The following is a 19,677-nucleotide window of genomic DNA, read 5'->3' as shown; positions in this document are numbered from 1 at the left end:
GACCCTAGTCTGGTCTTCTTTATTTTTTCGTTAGAAGAGGGATTTCTATGGGAAAAAAAGGAAATAATATGGTAAAATAGACTGGATACGTGGTTTTGTGCAAAGCTGAATCCAGTAATACTATTGGGTTGAACTTTGTAGAAAACACGTAAACTAACAATTAGGAGAACATTCATGTCAAAACAAGTATTTGAAACGGTTTTTGCTGGCAAAAAATTGGTCGTTGAAACTGGCCAGGTTGCCAAACAAGCCAACGGTGCGGTGGTCGTTCGCTATGGCGACTCCACAGTTCTTACAGCGGCAGTTATGTCAAAAAAAATGGCGACGGGTGATTTCTTCCCCCTCCAAGTCAATTATGAAGAGAAAATGTACGCTGCTGGGAAATTCCCAGGTGGCTGGATGAAGCGTGAAGGCCGTCCGTCAACTGATGCGACCTTGACCGCTCGTTTGATTGACCGTCCGATCCGCCCAATGTTTGCGGAAGGTTTCCGTAACGAAGTCCAAGTCATCAACACAGTGCTTTCTTACGATCCAGACGCTTCTGCTCCAATGGCAGCTATGTTTGGTTCTTCATTGGCATTGGCAATCTCAGATATTCCATTCAACGGCCCAATCGCAGGTGTCCAAGTCGGCTATGTCAATGGTGAACTCATCATCAACCCTGATAAGGCTCAGATGGAAGAGTCTCTCCTTGACTTGACAGTAGCTGGTAACAAGGACGCCATCAACATGGTAGAGTCTGGCGCTAAAGAATTGTCAGAAGACATTATGTTGGAGGCACTCCTCAAAGGTCATGCGGCTATTCAAGAACTCCTTGACTTCCAAAATCAAATCGTGGCAGCAGTCGGCAAGGAAAAAGCAGATGTGGAGCTTCTTCAAGTGGATCCAGAATTGCAGGCAGAGATTGTCGCAGCTTACAATGACGATTTGAAAAAAGCGGTGCAGGTAGAAGAAAAATTGGCCCGTGAAGATGCGACCAATGCCGTTCGTGAAACCGTCATCGCAGCCTACGAAGAAAAATACGCTGAACACGAAGAATTTGACCGCATCATGCGGGATGTCCATGAAATCTTGGAACTCATGGAGCATGCAGAAGTTCGTCGTTTGATTACAGAAGACAAGGTCCGCCCAGATGGACGCCGTGTCGATGAGATTCGTCCGCTGGATGCAGAAGTGGACTTCTTGCCAAACGTTCACGGATCAGGCCTCTTTACACGCGGTCAAACTCAGGCACTTTCAGTCTTGACCTTGGCTCCAATGGGTGAAACCCAAATCATCGACGGATTGGACGATGAGTACAAGAAACGCTTCTTGCACCACTACAATTTCCCACAATATTCAGTTGGTTCAACTGGTCGCTATGGTGCACCAGGTCGTCGTGAGATTGGTCACGGTGCTCTTGGAGAGCGTGCTCTCGAGCAAGTCTTACCGAGCTTGGAAGACTTCCCTTACGCTATCCGCTTGGTAGCAGAAGTTTTGGAATCAAACGGTTCTTCATCGCAGGCTTCTATCACAGCTGGTACCCTTGCCCTCATGGCAGGTGGTGTACCAATCAAGGCACCAGTTGCAGGTATTGCTATGGGTCTGATTTCAGACGGTACCAACTATACCGTCTTGACCGATATTCAAGGTCTTGAGGATCACTTTGGCGACATGGACTTCAAGGTGGCGGGTACCCGTGACGGTATCACAGCCCTTCAAATGGACATCAAGATTGACGGTATCACACCGCAAATCTTGGAAGAAGCCTTGGCACAAGCTAAGAAGGCACGTTTTGAAATCCTTGATGTCATCGAAGCGACGATCCCAGAAGTTCGTCCTGACTTGGCACCAACTGCACCGAAGATTGACACTATCAAGATTGATGTGGATAAAATCAAGATTGTCATCGGTAAGGGTGGCGAAACCATCGATAAGATTATTGCAGAAACTGGCGTGAAAATCGATATCGACGAAGACGGTCTTGTGGCGATCTTCTCACCAGATCGTGCTGCAATTGAGCGCACAAAAGAAATCATTGCTGGTCTTGTTCGTGAAGCAAAAGTGGATGAAGTCTTCCAGGCAAAAGTGGTTCGTTTGGAGAAATTCGGTGCCTTTGTCAACCTCTTTGACAAGACAGATGCCCTGGTCCACGTTTCTGAAATGGCTTGGACTCGTGTCAATAAACCAGAAGACCTAGTTGAAATTGGCGATATTGTCGATGTTAAGGTCATCAAGATTGACGACAAGGGCCGTGTCGATGCGTCTATGAAGGCTCTTCTTCCAAAACCAGAAGGTTATGTGGAGCCAGAAAAACGTGAGCGTTCTGACAGACCACGCCGTCACAAAGACAACAAAGAGAAAAAAGATAACAACTTTGGTGAATTCAAATTCCACAAGGTTGAAAAGAAATAAGCTGAGTAGACAAGTTCGGTAGCGGGCTTGTCTTCTCGCTAGAAGGAGTGACTATGGGGTGGTGGAAGGACACCATTGAGATTGTAAAAGAAAAAGATCCGGCAGCACGGACGACCTTGGAAGTTCTTTTGACCTACCCAGGTGTCAAGGCCTTGGCTGCCCACCGTCTGTCCCACTGGATGTGGAAAAAAGGCTTTAAACTCCCGGCTCGGATGCACAGCCAATTTTGGCGCTTTTGGACCAATATTGAGATTCATCCAGGCGCCGAGATTGCTTCGGGAGTCTTCATTGACCACGGAGCTGGTTTGGTTATTGGTGAGACAGCTATTATTGAGTCTGGTGTCATGCTTTACCACGGGGTAACGCTTGGTGGAACGGGTAAGGATACGGGTAAACGCCATCCAACCGTTCGAAAAGGTGCCCTTGTCTCTGCCCATGCTCAAGTGATTGGCCCCATTGAGATTGGGGAAAATGCTAAAGTGGGTGCAGCTGCCGTTGTCCTAGCCGATGTTCCAGCAGATGTGACAGTGGTCGGTATGCCAGCTAAAATTGTCCGTGTACACGGTCAAAAAGATGAGAAGATCATTCATGACATGGAAGATGGGCGTGAACACTACACCACCAAACTGGCAGAGCTGAGAGAAGCCAGTCACCATTCGTCGCATTTGTAGGATTGAACCAAGGGGGCAAAAGGAGTAACAAATGAAAGCATTTAAAGGAAGCGACTGGCTCTATCCAGTCAATTTGGTTTTGGCCATTGTGTTGGCTGTTTTAAATTATAGCCGGGGGTCCTATGGGCTCGGTCATATCTGGGCTGCCTTGGCAATCTTTTGGGTGATCCGACTGGTCTTGCTTTGGATCCAGCGGAAGAAAAAGTAGGAGAAAGCATGATAAAAATTTACGATACCATGACCCGCAGTTTGCGTGACTTTGTGCCCTTGGAAGAGGGCAAGGTCAAGATGTATGTCTGCGGACCAACGGTTTATAACTATATCCATATCGGAAATGCTCGTAGTGTCGTGGCTTTTGATACCATCCGTCGCTACTTTGAATACCGTGGCTTTGATGTAACCTACATTTCTAACTTTACGGATGTGGATGACAAGATTATCAAAGCTGCTAATGAAGCTGGCATGACAACCAAGGAACTGTCTGATAAGTTTATCGTAGCTTTCAAGGAAGATGTGGCAAAACTGGGTGTCAAACCTGCTACCAAAAATCCTCGTGTCATCGACTATATGGATGAAATCATTGATTTTGTGCAGGTCTTGATTGACAAGGGCTATGCCTACGAGGCGGCTGGGGATGTTTATTTCCGTGTGGAAAAGGCTGAAAACTATGCTCGTTTGGCCAACAAAACCCTGTCTGACTTGGAGGCTGGTGCTTCTGGTCGGGTTGAGGGAGAAGGTCAGCTGAAAGAACATCCTTTCGACTTTGCCTTGTGGAAAACTGCCAAGCCAGGCGAAGTGTCTTGGGAAAGTCCTTGGGGAGCAGGTCGTCCAGGTTGGCATATCGAGTGTTCGGTTATGGCGACAGAGATTTTGGGAGCTACCATTGACATTCACGGTGGGGGTGCGGACTTGGAGTTCCCACACCATACCAATGAAATCGCCCAGTCTGAGTGCAAGACTGGTCAGACTTTTGCGAATTATTGGATGCACAATGCCATGCTCAATATCAACGATGAGAAGATGTCCAAGTCCTTGGGCAATTTCCTGACAGCCCATGATATGTTGGAACAAATTGACGGTCAGGTCTTGCGATTCTTTCTATCGACCCAGCACTACCGCCGTCCACTCAACTACACTGAGAAGGCTATTTCAGATGCGGAAATCAATCTTAAATATCTGAAAAATACTTATACACAACCTGTGCAAAACTCTGTGGATAAGTCAGCTCTTGAATTACATCTGGCAGCCTTTGAAGCAGCCATGGATGATGACTTTAATGCGGCAAATGGGATTACGGCTATCTTTGACTTTGCCAAATGGATCAACTCAGGCAACTACGATGAAACTGTAAAAGAAGCCTTTGGCAAAATGCTAGAAGTATTCGGTATTGTCTTTGAAGAAGAAGTCTTGGATAGCGAGATCGAAGCCTTGATAGAAGAGCGCCAAGTAGCGCGTGCCAATCGAGATTTTGCGACGGCTGACCGCATTCGTGATGAATTGGCAGCCCAGGGCATCAAGCTCTTGGATACCAAAGATGGTGTGAGGTGGGCACGTGACTAAGGCAGTAGATGTCAATCTCATCAATGGAATTGCCCTGGCTTTTGAAGGGGATGCTGTCTATTCCATGTATATCAGACGGCACTTGATCTTCAAAGGGCTGACCAAGCCCAATCAATTGCACGGTGAGGCTAACAAATACGTCTCGGCCAAGGCTCAGGCAAGCCTGATTTCTGCCCTCTTAGAAGCTCAGCTATTGACCGAAAAAGAGGAAGAAATCTACAAGCGGGGGAGGAATAGCCATAGCCACACCAAGGCCAAGAATGCGGATGTGGTCACCTATCGGATGTCCACAGGTTTTGAGGCGGTTTTGGGCTATTTGCATATGACCGAGCAGATGGAACGCCTGGATGAACTGGTGGGCTGGTGTATTGAGACAATTGATATGACAAAATAAGGCTATCTAGCCTTATTTTTTTGTCTTTTTTGACAAGATTTTGAAGAAAACGCTTTCTGTGATTTTATTCATTTCTTCTTATAAATATAAGTATATATTGCCAGATTTTTCTTATATCTTTCTAACTTTGAAGATGCATTAATAAATATAAGTCTATTTGTAAGGAATGTATGTTTTTCATCTATTTTTTACATATTAATAACTGGACAAACCACTTGAATTTGTGTATTTTTTATGATTTAATGGAAACTGGTGTAGAACCTAATATATTAATATATAAGATAGGAGAATGGAAATGTCTAGTTCGACGAAACATTCAAAAAAACGTTTTGGTTGGTTCAGTAGACGACAGCGTTTTTCGATTCGCAAATACCATTTTGGTGCAGCTAGTGTCTTGCTAGGTGTTACCTTGGCGAGTTTGGCAACAGGTTCCTTGGCCAAGGCAGATGAGGTTCAGCCTCAAGAAGGAGCTGTGACGGTAGAAGTTGAAAGTGCTGGGACTGCTGAAGTCATCGAGACTGCGGTGCCTTTAGAGGCAGAAAAAGTGGCATCAGCTCTTCCAACTGAGACTGTCAGCCCAACCCCGGAGGCTGTAGAGAGTCTTGCGCCTATCGATATCACTTCTGAAGCAAGTACAGAAAGTACAGAATCAGAAGAGACCCTTGTACTACCAAGTCTAGATCTGTCTCGAGCTGCAACGGAAACGGAGTCTCCTGCAACAAGTGATGGAAAGATAGAAGAAACTGTAGCGCTTGTTCCTGCTGAAGAAACAGAGGCTAAGGCAGACGAGTCTATAGAGGTCGCTGCAGAAGAAGTGCCTGAAGCAGAGCCAGAACCTGAAAAACGGAAGGCTCACCTTGTTTACAGTATTGAGTATGTCAATGCTGATACTGGTAAACGAGTGTCAAGAACACCGCATGCCCTCTATGTGGAGACGACACAGGAGCGTGCGGAAATTGATTTTTCTATGACCGCTCAACCACCTGCAGGTTATAGACTGGTGGATGGTCAAGCCAACCACCAGGTTCAGACTTTAACTGAGGAGACTACAGCAGTTTACCGTTTCTTGGTGGTGAAGGAGGAGGAACAGACTGCTCCTCAAGAAGGTACAGGTTTCCGTGCGACGACAAACACCACTCAGGGTGAAGATGTGACGGTCTATACAGGGACAGAGCATTACAAAAACTTCCTCAACCGAAACAAGGACAAACTGCTTGACCAGATTACCTGGATTGACTTCTCGGATCCAACAACGATTTTCAATACTGGGCGAGTGCGCAACCAAGCAGTAGGTGGTAATGTGATGGCACCATCGCTTCAAGTCGGGACTGTTTTCCGAAAGGAATTGGCTCCAGGCTATGTGGTCGAGTTGGAAGTTATCGAACTGAAACCCTTTGAAGCGACTGAAATCTACCATGAGCGAGTGAAGGGGACTGACAAGGAGCAGTACTATAACCCTGATCGTAAAAACCACAATATTAAGGATGGTACAGAGGCGCATATCATTGCGGTAAAACAGGATCCTACATGGTCTCATGTAAGACAACAGGGATTAAACTTTGGGAACAAGGCAGTAACCTTGCAATCTGACAAAGATGGTGGAAACGTTGGAGTCAAATTCCGTGGTAGGGCAACCTATTATGGAAATGAAGTTCCTCTCAACTTCGTCTTTATGTCCGGTGAAGAAGCTAAAGTTAACGAAATTGAAATTTACACTACCAATGGTGAAGGTTTTGAACTCTTAGGAGAACTGTCGAATTCGACCACAACCTCTTCTTACAAGGTAAATGGTGATGCAGATGTTAACTGGGGACTAGATTATATTAAAGGGACCAACAATACTATGTCCACCCCAGATTGGCGAGAACGCTGGAATAGATTTCTTTATTTGAACAAGGGGACTGAAGATGTTGTAAACAGTGAGGGTGAAGTTATCCAAAAAGGCTCCATCTCAACTGCTAAACAAGTTTTTCGTGATCGAGTGACAGGAATCACCTATGTCGATGGCATTGGAACCCAGGTATTTGGTCCAGTCAGCAACCGCATGCCAAGTACTACAACTAACTTGAGTTACTCAACTCCCTTGATCTTTACACGGAATGCGACCGAAGTAGGTATGTATATCGCTTCACGTGGTCGTCAGTCTGCCATGATTGGGGTTGTGGTTGCGGACTTTGGAGATGCGCCAGATTCCTATGGTCGTCCGTCCCATACTATCCAGATTACAAATGCAACCAAGCACCCTTATTTAGGAACCACTCGAGGTGACATCGACTTTGTTCCAGAAGCTATCCCACCTGGAGCTGCTTCTTGGGTGCAGGATGAATTGATCTCTTCTTGGGATGAGGGTCCTAACCAATTGATGGGGAAAAATGTTCAGAAGAACAACAACTATACCCTCCATCATTCCAATAATGGCACCTACAGCCTACAATTTGAAGCAGATCCAAATACCAACGCTACAGCCTATGTTCAGGGATGGATTGACTTTAACAACAACGGCAAGTTTGATAAGGATGAAAATTCAGGCGTTCTTGCAATTACTAACAAGGGGACACATACCCTGACATTCTCCAATATCAAGCAGATTTCAGATGAAAACCTGCACAAGTTGGGAGTTCGTCTGCGGATTGCCATTGATCGTCAGGATATCTTGACACCTGATTTGCCAGCTTATTCTGGTGAGGTAGAAGACTTCCAGATCCAGTTGACGCACCCACCACGTAGTGAAAAGGTTGAAACTCGCAATGTGCAAGGGCAGAGCCAAACAGGAACTCTTCGCTTCTATGCCTTTGGTAGCGAAACTTACTCAGACATTCGAGCGACGATTGACACGACGATTGCACCTGTGATGGTTGATGCTGACAACCGAGAAGTTGGTAGTGATCGTTTGGATAATCAAGGTTTCTTCTATGTTCAGGGAGAAGGGAAGTATAAGGTCGAGGCTGTCGGTAAGGATGTACGAGTTACCTTTGTGCCGGATCCAGGATTTATCACAGAGTATGCAGATGGCCGCAAGGTCAATCAAGCAAAAGGGATCAGCGTCCGCCGGACAGCGACGGTATTGGATAGCAATGGTCAACCATATACGACAGGTTGGACTGCTGCCACTATTGACAATGGTTTAGAAAATACTTCCGAGCAGATTTCGACAATGGATGGTCGTTACATTCCGCATGTTGTTGCCATTGCTCCGACAGGTACGCCTGCCATCTCTGTTAAGATGCAAGGTGAAGTGCAGACAGGTCGTCCTGAGTTTGTATCCGGTTCTCAAGCAGTTCCGATGGGAAATACTGTCGATGCTTCAGGCCAAACTCTTGCAGGCGATGCACAACCAAAATATCCAATAAAACTGATTGATAAGTCCAACCAAGAAGTGGAGTCAACCAATGCCTATGCACGAGTGGCAGGTGTTGAGACTGTCGTGGGAACCTACTCCATCGACGGCAAAACAGGTATGGTTACCTACACGCCAAATGACGCTGGGAAACGCTTTGTTGGTGAATTGTTATCTGCGGAAGTGATTGCTCGAGATGCAAATGGTGCAGAAGCCAGAACAACTTACACCCCAAGCATCATGCCAGTTTTACCGATTGCAGAACCTGCGACAACGGTTGGTCTGCAAGGGAAAACACAGTCAGGTCGTGTTCATTTTGCCAAATCTCCTACAGCTCCATCTGGTGTTGCAGATTTGATTGGCTCTAGCTTGACCCTGCTCAATGAACAAAATGCCCCTGTAACAGAACTTGTGCTAGCAGGTCAGGGCACCTATCGTCTGGAAAGTGATGGTAGCATCACCTTTGTGCCATTAGCTACCTTTATTGGTCCAGCAACAGCTGTCAAGGTGCAAATGACAGACAGCAATGGTAGTCTCGCCACAACAACCTATACCGCGATTGTGGTGGAGACACGCCCAGTTGGTCGTCCACAGGCGACTTATGGCTTGAAAGGGGATGTACAGACCTCTAGTCCAGACTTCTTTACACCAGGTCAGGTGGATTTAGACGGTGATCGCAACTACGATCCTGTGAAGGAAGTAGTGGACTTGAACAAGGCCAGCTTGACTCTGGTCGATGCAGGTGGTCAAGATGTTCGAACGGTTCGTGTGGAAAACCAAGGTGAGTATCGCTTGATGGATGATGGTACCATTACATTCACCCCTGATCAAAACTTCGTAGGACAGGCAAGTCCTGTGACTGTTAAGATTTCGGATGTTAATGGAACAAGTGCGACGACTCTCTACACTCCAACGGTCATTGAGATTCCAGAAGATCAGTTAACAGAAACAGTGACGCGTACCATTCGCTATGTGTATGCTAACGGTAGTCAAGCTTTTGAGCCTTCTGAGAAGACCTTACACTTTACCCGCACAGCAACTGCCAACCCGTTGACTGGAGATATTTCTTACTCTGAGTGGACAAGCACAGATGCGGACTTCCCAGCTGTGACTTCGCCTAGCTTGACCAACTACACTGCTAGCCTCCAAGAAGTTTTGCAAGAGACAGGGGTTGCAGCTACAGCTGATGACCGGTCTATCACAGTCATCTATCGTGAAAATGAGAAACAACTAGCAACCATTACCTTTAAGACAGAGTCAGGCACAGAATTAGCCAAAGATAGTCAAACTGGCCACTCTGGTAGCCCGATTAGCTACGATCCAAGCGCCCGCATTGCTGACTTGGAACAACGTGGTTATGTTTTAGTGAGAAATGATTTCGCTGCTGAGTCTGACAAGACCTTTGACAATCAACTTGACAGAGACCAGAATTGGGACATTGTCTTCAAAGAAAAGGTCGTTGAGTCTGTGCCAGATAAACCGCAAAACCCAGGTGACCCAGTCGATCCGAACAATCCAGCTGGTCCACGTTGGGAAGCTGTGGTGAAGACTATCACACGAACAGTTTCCTACAAGTATGATAGTCAGGATGGCAGGGAAGCTGCACCGACTCAAGAAACTAGCGTCACCTTCAAACGCACGGGCTCTTATAATTTTGTGAGCAAGCAAGTAACCTATACAGACTGGGTAGCAGACCAGGCAGATACGGTCTTGGAAGGCCGAGTACTACCTGTCTTGGCAGGCTATACTGCGACGAGCGCCTTTGAAAATGGACAAGCAGTTCTTGTTGCTTCAACGACTCAGGACCGCACCGTTACATCTTTGAGCGAGTCCATCACAGAGCTTGTGGTCTATACAGCAGATACGCAACAAGCAAGCATTTCTTACAAGTTGGAAAATGGTTCAGTTCTTGCACCGACAGATACGGTGACAGGTCCAAGTGCGAGTCCTATTAGCTACGATACAAGCGCGCGGATTGCTGAATTGGTACAAAAAGGCTATGTCTTAGTACGAGATGGTTTTACAGATGCCCCATCACCAGTATTTGACCTGGATAGCTTACAGCACCAAAGCTTTGAAGTTATCTTCAAGGAGCAGATCATCACCATCCGACCAAATGAACCTAAAGAGCCAAATACACCTGTCAGCACAGATCCAAATGGCCCTCAGTACCCAGACGGTTTGAAGGAATCGGATTTGAAGGATACGGTGGTCCGAGTGATTCGCTACCTCTATGAAGATGGTACGGAGGCTGGTGATCCGGTTCGTGAAGAACTTGTCTTTACCCGGACAGCTACCCTAAACGTGGTGACCAAGGCGATTCAGTATGGTCCTTGGGAATCAGTGGACAATCAATTTGACTTGGTGCCAACCCCTGAAAAAGCAGGCTATACGCCAGACCAGGCTGAAGTTGCAGCTCAGGAGAATGTTCAGGCCTTGTCTCCTGATAGCGAGATTCGGGTTGTCTACCGTAAGAATCGTCAGTTAGGAAGCATTCGTTTTGTAGATGTGACCAAGCCAGATGCACCTGTTCAATTGAACCAAGTTCCTCTAGTTGGGAAGACCGCAGAGCCATTTGCCTATGACACAAGTGCCCTTGAAGCAGCCTATAGTTCAATGGGCTACCAAGTGACCAACCGTGATGGCTATAGCAAGGATGACGTGTTTGACACTATCGCAGATAATTCTCAAGACTTTGTCTTTGAATTGGTACAGCGCACATCTAGTTCGACTCCTGACAATCCACAGACTCCAGGTACACCAGTAGATGCTTCTAATCCGAATGGACCGAAGTGGGAGGCCGTGACTAGTGAGATTAGTCGCACAGTTTCCTACCACTTGGACGCCGTTGATGGACAAGTAGCACCAGGTACAACCAGTGCTACGACAAGCGTACGTTATGAACGGACAGGCATTTACAACCATGTAACCAAGCAAGTGATCTACACACCTTGGGTAGCTGAGAATGCCGATACGACCTTGGAAGGTAGGACATTACCAGTAGTAACAGGCTATGTAGCAACAGAAGCGATCCGCAATGATCAGGCAATTGCGCCGAAAGCTACAGAACAAGCGATTGACATTTTGCCATTGGCAACCAATATCGTGGAGCGCGTGGTTTACAAGTCCTTGTCAGAATGGCGCATTACACCACCGCCAGGTAAGGATCCAGTTCCACCGATTGCCTATCCAAATCATCCAACGGATCCAACCAAACCTGCTGATCCAACTCCAGCTCCGGGCATTCCAGTTCATGAAGGTTTTATCCCAGTAGGTCCAGATGGACAGGATTTACCAAAAGATCCTGTAACCAATCTATACCTACCTCCTGTTCCAACAGATCCAACCCAGCCGACGGATATTCGCTACCGTGCGCTTGAGCAGACAGCTATTGTTCGTTATGTATTGGATGGAACAGAGCAAGATTTGGTGCCGGCTGTTCGATTGACCGGTGACTCAGAAGCCCGCATTGAACATAGTGCCCAGGCTACGATTGCCCAGTTGGAAAATAAAGGCTACACACTTGTAACAGATGGTTATAGCTTGGATACTGGTCGCTTCTATGATACCGATAGCAATCAGGACCAGGAATTCCGAGTAAGCTTTAAGGAAACGGTTGTGACGATTGTTCCGACAGATCCGAAAAACCCAGGAGATCCGGTTGATCCAAGCAAGCCAAACGGGCCAAGCTACCCAGATGGATTGACAGCTTCTGATTTGAAGGAATCTGTGACCCGCACTATCCACTATGTCTATGCTGACAGCAGTCAAGCTGCACCTTCCCATAGTGAAACGCTTTACTATACGCGAAAAGCTCAGGTAAACTTGGTGACTAAGGTTGTGACCTACGAGGCATGGACAAGCCTTGATGATCAATTCAAGGCAGTTGATTCGCCAGTAATTCGAAACTTTACACCTGATCAAGTTCGAGTGGCGGAAAAAACTAGCGTGGATGCCCTTGCGCCGGATGAGGTGCTTACTGTCATCTACCTAGAAAATGGCAAGCAGTTGGCGACCATCACCTACCGCTTAGAAGCTGGAACGACAACGGTTGAAGTAGCGAAGTATAGCCTAGAAGGTCACCCAGAACAAGACATTGCCTACACAACTACAGACCGAATTCGTGCCTTCGAACAATTGGGTTATGAATTGGTTTCAGATGAGTTTACAGCAGCAAGTCCACAAGAGCGTCTCTTCGATAGTGTTGAAAATAATATCCAGAATTTCGATGTCATCCTGAGAGCGAAACTCACTACTATCCAGCCAAATGATCCGCATGAACCCGGCAAGCCAGTTGATCCAAATGATCCAACTAGCCCAGTCTTGGAGGACTTGACAGAGACGGTGACGCGACGGGTGAAATTTACTGACCAACAAGGAACAGAATTGGTAGCTAGTCCAACTCCAACAACAGCTCAATTCACTCGAACAGCTACTTATAATCATGTGAGCAAGGTAGTAACTTACTCAGATTGGATAGCTGTCGATGCAGTGGTAGAAGGTAGCCCGATTCCGGTAGTTAAGGGCTATATTGCAACAACTGCTACTGCGAATGGGGAAGAAGTACATCTGGGCTCTATTGCCAAGGATAAATCAGTCAAATACAATTCAGAAGACATTGATGAGGTTGTCATCTACAGCCCACTCGGTTCATGGACCCCTCGTGTACCAGATGGATTCGATCCAATCCCACCGGTTGTCTACCCGAACCACCCAACAGACCCAACAGTTCCAGGTACAGACCGACCAGTTATTCCGTTCGTACCGGGCTTGACGCCAGTTGTGCCAAACCCAGACAACCCATCTCAACCAGTGCCACTGACACCGGTGGATCCAGCAGACCCAAGTCAGGGCTACTACCTCCCACCAGTGCCAAGCAACCCAGGTCAGGACAGCCCAATCTTCTATGAGAAGGACAAGCAGGCAGGTCGCATCAGCTTTATCAATGTGACCAATCCAGACCAAGCAGTTGTTGTGGACACCGTGACCCTACAGGGTCTGACAGGCGATGCCTTCGGTTATGACCCAAGTGACAAGGTGGCTGGGTTTGAGAAAGCGGGTTATGTGGTGACCAACAAGGACAACTACGACAAGGATGGCCTCTTCAGTCCAGATTCGACCGATGACCAACACTTCGTCTATGAATTGGTAGAAGTGGTGAAACCGATCGAGGACCCAGAGAACCCACCGCGTCCAGGTCAACCAGTTGATCCGAATCATCCAGACGGCCCAGTATGGCCAGACTCTGTCGCAGACCTCTTGATGACAGAAAGTGTGACCCGGACCATCCGCTATGTGGATACGACTGGTCAGGAAGTCTTCGAGATGGTGACAGAGACCAAGTCCTTCCGCCGCAGTGCCGAGGTCAACCTGGTGACAGGAGCCATCCACTATGGTGACTGGACTGCCAACCAGACTCTTCCAGAAGTGGCTTCTCCACTCAAGCAGGGCTACCTGGCAGACAAGGCAAGTGTTGCCTCTGTAGAAGTCGGCCCATTGTCAAGCGACATGACAGAAGTGGTGACCTACAGCCCCCTCGGTTCATGGACCCCTCGTGTACCAGATGGATTCGATCCAATCCCACCAGTTGTCTACCCGAACCACCCAACAGACCCAACTGTTCCAGGTACAGACCGACCAATCATTCCGTTCGTACCAGGCTTGACGCCAGTTGTGCCAAACCCAGACAACCCATCTCAACCAGTGCCACTGACACCGGTGGATCCAGCAGACCCAAGCCAGGGCTACTACCTCCCACCAGTGCCAAGCAACCCAGGTCAGGACAGCCCAATCTTCTATGAGAAGGACAAGCAGGCAGGTCGCATCAGCTTTATCAATGTGACCAATCCAGACCAAGCAGTTGTTGTGGACACCGTGACCTTACAGGGTCTGACAGGCGATGCCTTCGGTTATGACCCAAGTGACAAGGTGGCTGGGTTTGAGAAAGCGGGTTATGTGGTGACCAATAAGGACAACTACGACAAGGATGGCCTCTTCAGTCCAGATTCGACCGATGACCAACACTTCGTCTATGAATTGGTAGAAGTGGTGAAACCGATCGAGGACCCAGAGAACCCACCGCGTCCAGGTCAGCCAGTTGATCCGAATCATCCAGACGGCCCAGTATGGCCAGACTCTGTCGCAGACCTCTTGATGACAGAAAGTGTGACCCGCACCATCCGCTATGTGGATACGACTGGTCAGGAAGTCTTCGATACGGTGACAGAGACCAAGTCCTTCCGCCGCAGTGCCGAGGTCAACTTGGTGACAGGAGCCATCCACTATGGTGACTGGACTGCCAACCAGACTCTTCCAGAAGTGGCTTCTCCACTCAAGCAGGGCTACCTGGCAGACAAGGCAAGCGTATCGGCAGTTGAAGTTGGTCCATTGTCAAGCGACATGACAGAAGTGGTGACCTACAGCCCACTCGGTTCATGGACCCCTCGTGTACCAGATGGATTCGATCCAATCCCACCAGTTGTCTACCCGAACCACCCAACAGATCCAACTGTTCCAGGTACAGACCGACCAATCATTCCGTTCGTACCAGGCTTGACGCCAGTTGTGCCAAACCCAGACAACCCATCTCAACCAGTGCCACTGACACCGGTGGATCCAGCAGACCCAAGCCAGGGCTACTACCTCCCACCAGTGCTAAGCAACCCAGGTCAGGACAGCCCAATCTTCTATGAGAAGGACAAGCAGGCAGGTCGCATCAGCTTTATCAATGTGACCAATCCAGACCAAGCAGTTGTTGTGGACACCGTGACCTTACAGGGTCTGACAGGCGATGCCTTCGGTTATGACCCAAGTGACAAGGTGGCTGCGTTTGAGAAAGCGGGTTATGTGGTGACCAACAAGGACAACTACGACAAGGATGGCCTCTTCAGTCCAGATTCGACCGATGACCAACACTTCGTCTATGAATTGGTAGAAGTGGTGAAACCGATCGAGGACCCAGAGAACCCACCGCGTCCAGGTCAGCCAGTTGATCCGAATCATCCAGACGGCCCAGTATGGCCAGACTCTGTCGCAGACCTCTTGACGACAGAAACCGTGACTCGCACCATCCGCTATGTGGATACGACTGGTCAGGAAGTCTTCGATACGGTGACAGAGACCAAGTCCTTCCGCCGCAGTGCCGAGGTCAACTTGGTGACAGGAGCCATCCACTATGGTGACTGGACTGCCAACCAGACTCTTCCAGAAGTGGCTTCTCCACTCAAGCAGGGCTACCTGGCAGACAAGGCAAGCGTATCGGCAGTTGAAGTTGGTCCATTGTCAAGCGACATGACAGAAGTGGTGACCTACAGCCCACTCGGTTCATGGACCCCTCGTGTACCAGATGGATTCGATCCAATCCCACCAGTTGTCTACCCGAACCACCCAACAGACCCAACTGTTCCAGGTACAGACCGACCAATCATTCCGTTCGTACCGGGCTTGACGCCAGTTGTGCCAAACCCAGACAACCCATCTCAACCAGTGCCACTGACACCGGTGGATCCAGCAGACCCAAGCCAGGGCTACTACCTCCCACCAGTGCCAAGCAACCCAGGTCAGGACAGCCCAATCTTCTATGAGAAGGACAAGCAGGCAGGTCGCATCAGCTTTATCAATGTGACCAATCCAGACCAACCAGTTGTTGTGGACACCGTGACCTTACAGGGTCTGACAGGCGATGCCTTCGGTTATGACCCAAGTGACAAGGTGGCTGCGTTTGAGAAAGCGGGTTATGTGGTGACCAACAAGGACAACTACGACAAGGATGGCCTCTTCAGTCCAGATTCGACCGATGACCAACACTTCGTCTATGAATTGGTAGAAGTGGTGAAACCGATCGAGGACCCAGAGAACCCACCGCGTCCAGGTCAGCCAGTTGATCCGAATCATCCAGACGGCCCAGTATGGCCAGACTCTGTCGCAGACCTCTTGATGACAGAAAGTGTGACCCGCACCATCCGCTATGTGGATACGACTGGTCAGGAAGTCTTCGATACGGTGACAGAGACCAAGTCCTTCCGCCGCAGTGCCGAGGTCAACCTGGTGACAGGAGCCATCCACTATGGTGATTGGACTGCCAACCAGACTCTTCCAGAAGTGGCTTCTCCACTCAAGCAGGGCTACCTGGCAGACAAGGCAAGCGTATCGGCAGTTGAAGTCGGTCCATTGTCAAGCGACATGACAGAAGTGGTGACCTACAGCCCACTCGGTTCATGGACCCCTCGTGTACCAGATGGATTCGATCCAATCCCACCAGTTGTCTACCCGAACCACCCAACAGACCCAACTGTTCCAGGTACAGACCGACCAATCATTCCGTTCGTACCAGGCTTGACGCCAGTTGTGCCAAACCCAGACACCCCATCTCAACCAGTGCCACTGACACCGGTGGATCCAGCAGACCCAAGTCAGGGCTACTACCTCCCACCAGTGCCAAGCAACCCAGGTCAGGACAGCCCAATCTTCTATGAGAAGGACAAGCAGGCAGGTCGCATCAGCTTTATCAATGTGACCAATCCAGACCAAGCAGTTGTAGTGGATACCGTGACCTTACAGGGTCTGACAGGCGATGCCTTCGGTTATGACCCAAGTGACAAAGTGGCTGGGTTTGAGAAAGCGGGTTATGTGGTGACCAACAAGGACAACTACGACAAGGATGGCCTCTTCAGTCCAGATTCGACCGATGACCAACACTTCGTCTATGAATTGGTAGAAGTGGTGAAACCGATCGAGGACCCAGAGAACCCACCGCGTCCAGGTCAACCAGTTGATCCGAATCATCCAGACGGCCCAGTATGGCCAGACTCTGTCGCAGACCTCTTGATGACAGAAAGTGTGACCCGGACCATCCGCTATGTGGATACGACTGGTCAGGAAGTCTTCGAGATGGTGACAGAGACCAAGTCCTTCCGCCGCAGTGCCGAGGTCAACCTGGTGACAGGAGCCATCCACTATGGTGACTGGACTGCCAACCAGACTCTTCCAGAAGTGGCTTCTCCACTCAAGCAGGGCTACCTGGCAGACAAGGCAAGTGTTGCCTCTGTAGAAGTCGGCCCATTGTCAAGCGACATGACAGAAGTGGTGACCTACAGCCCCCTCGGTTCATGGACCCCTCGTGTACCAGATGGATTCGATCCAATCCCACCAGTTGTCTACCCGAACCACCCAACAGACCCAACTGTTCCAGGTACAGACCGACCAATCATTCCGTTCGTACCAGGCTTGACGCCAGTTGTGCCAAACCCAGACAACCCATCTCAACCAGTGCCACTGACACCGGTGGATCCAGCAGACCCAAGCCAGGGCTACTACCTCCCACCAGTGCCAAGCAACCCAGGTCAGGACAGCCCAATCTTCTATGAGAAGGACAAGCAGGCAGGTCGCATCAGCTTTATCAATGTGACCAATCCAGACCAACCAGTTGTTGTGGACACCGTGACCTTACAGGGTCTGACAGGCGATGCCTTCGGTTATGACCCAAGTGACAAGGTGGCTGCGTTTGAGAAAGCGGGTTATGTGGTGACCAACAAGGACAACTACGACAAGGATGGCCTCTTCAGTCCAGATTCGACCGATGACCAACACTTCGTCTATGAATTGGTAGAAGTTGTGAAACCGATCGAGGACCCAGAGAACCCACCGCGTCCAGGTCAGCCAGTTGATCCGAATCATCCAGACGGCCCAGTATGGCCAGACTCTGTCGCAGACCTCTTGATGACAGAAAGTGTGACCCGGACCATCCGCTATGTGGATACGACTGGTCAGGAAGTCTTCGAGATGGTGACAGAGACCAAGTCCTTCCGCCGCAGTGCCGAGGTCAACCTGGTGACAGGTGCCATCCACTATGGTGACTGGACTGCCAACCAGACTCTTCCAGAAGTGGCTTCTCCACTCAAGCAGGGCTACCTGGCAGACAAGGCAAGTGTTGCCTCTGTAGAAGTCGGCCCATTGTCAAGCGACATGACAGAAGTGGTGACCTACAGCCCCCTCGGTTCATGGACCCCTCGTGTACCAGATGGATTCGATCCAATCCCACCAGTTGTCTACCCGAACCACCCAACGGACCCAACTGCTCCAGGTACAGACCGACCAGTTATTCCGTTCGTACCGGGCTTGACGCCAGTTGTGCCAAACCCAGACAACCCATCTCAACCAGTGCCACTGACACCGGTGGATCCAGCAGACCCAAGCCGGGGCTACTACCTCCCACCAGTACCAAGCAACCCAGGTCAGGACAGCCCAATCTTCTATGAGAAGGACAAGCAGGCAGGTCGCATCAGCTTTATCAATGTGACCACTCCAGACCAACCAGTTGTTGTGGATACCGTGACCTTACAGGGTCTGACAGGCGATGCCTTCGGTTATGACCCAAGTGACAAGGTGGCTGGGTTTGAGAAAGCGGGTTATGTGGTGACCAACAAGGACAACTACGACAAGGATGGCCTCTTCAGTCCAGATTCGACCGATGACCAACACTTCGTCTATGAATTGGTAGAAGTGGTGAAACCGATCGAGGACCCAGAGAACCCACCGCGTCCAGGTCAGCCAGTTGATCCGAATCATCCAGACGGCCCAGTATGGCCAGACTCTGTCGCCGACCTCTTGATGACAGAAACCGTGACCCGAACCATCCGCTATGTGGATACGACTGGTCAGGAAGTCTTCGAGATGGTGACAGAGACCAAGTCCTTCCGCCGCAGTGCCGAGGTCAACCTGGTGACAGGTGCCATCCACTATGGTGACTGGACTGCCAATCAGACTCTTCCGGAAGTGGCTTCTCCACTCAAGCAGGGCTACCTGGCAGACAAGGCAAGCGTATCAGCAGTTGAAGTCGGTCCATTGTCAAGCGACATGACAGAAGTGGTGACCTATAGCCCGCTCGGTTCATGGACCCCTCGTGTACCAGATGGATTCGATCCAATCCCACCAGTTGTCTACCCGAACCACCCAACGGACCCAACTGCTCCAGGTACAGACCGACCAGTTATTCCGTTCGTACCGGGCTTGATTCCGTTCGGTCCTGATGGACAGCCTTTAGAATTTATTGATCCGAAGGATCCGACGAAGGGTTACAGACTCCCTCCAATGCCTGAGAACCCAAGTGTTGATACAGTGATTGAATACATCATTGTACCTGAACCGAAGAAACCAGCAACTGAGACCCCTGTGAGACAATTACCTAAGACAGGTGAGAGTCAAACAAGTTTGGTATCGGCAGTAGGTGTCGGAATCTTGTTGGCAGGCCTAGGCATGTCACGAAAAGGTCGTAAGGACCAGGAATAAGTGATAGCAGGTGAGACTGGCTGTTACGGCAGTTT

The 19,677-nt window shown here is 49.2% G+C and carries 6 protein-coding genes; all 6 read left to right on the top strand.

Features of this window, described 5'->3' with window-relative positions:
• The first annotated feature begins 174 nt into the window (after positions 1–174).
• Complete coding sequence (gene pnp / locus PXH68_RS08205) at positions 175–2,394, top strand: polyribonucleotide nucleotidyltransferase (protein WP_172049436.1); 2,220 nt, start codon at positions 175–177, stop codon at positions 2,392–2,394.
• A 53-nt stretch (positions 2,395–2,447) separates the two neighbouring features.
• Positions 2,448–3,065, top strand: a complete 618-nt coding sequence (cysE, locus tag PXH68_RS08200; protein WP_248028257.1) for a serine O-acetyltransferase — start codon at positions 2,448–2,450, stop codon at positions 3,063–3,065.
• A gap of 31 nt (positions 3,066–3,096) precedes the next feature.
• The gene (locus PXH68_RS08195) at positions 3,097–3,273 is read left to right on the top strand and encodes a hypothetical protein (protein WP_248028258.1); all 177 of its coding nucleotides are present in this window, start codon (positions 3,097–3,099) and stop codon (positions 3,271–3,273) included.
• A gap of 8 nt (positions 3,274–3,281) precedes the next feature.
• Positions 3,282–4,625 (top strand): cysteine--tRNA ligase, encoded by a 1,344-nt coding sequence (cysS, locus tag PXH68_RS08190; RefSeq protein ID WP_248028259.1) that lies wholly within the window; start codon positions 3,282–3,284, stop codon positions 4,623–4,625.
• Positions 4,618–5,019, top strand: coding sequence for a Mini-ribonuclease 3 (locus PXH68_RS08185; RefSeq protein WP_248028260.1), 402 nt, complete (start codon positions 4,618–4,620; stop codon positions 5,017–5,019). Before cysS ends, PXH68_RS08185 begins: the two co-directional genes overlap by 8 nt.
• A gap of 295 nt (positions 5,020–5,314) precedes the next feature.
• Positions 5,315–19,642: a CshA/CshB family fibrillar adhesin-related protein gene (locus tag PXH68_RS08180; RefSeq protein WP_316715627.1), complete on the top strand. Its 14,328-nt coding sequence runs from the start codon at positions 5,315–5,317 to the stop codon at positions 19,640–19,642.
• Positions 19,643–19,677 lie beyond the last annotated feature (35 nt).

The sequence above is a fragment of the Streptococcus sp. 29896 genome (assembly GCF_032594915.1).
In the GTDB taxonomy this organism is placed as follows: Bacteria; Bacillota; Bacilli; order Lactobacillales; family Streptococcaceae; genus Streptococcus; species Streptococcus suivaginalis.
This window is presented reverse-complemented; position numbering and strand designations above follow the sequence as displayed.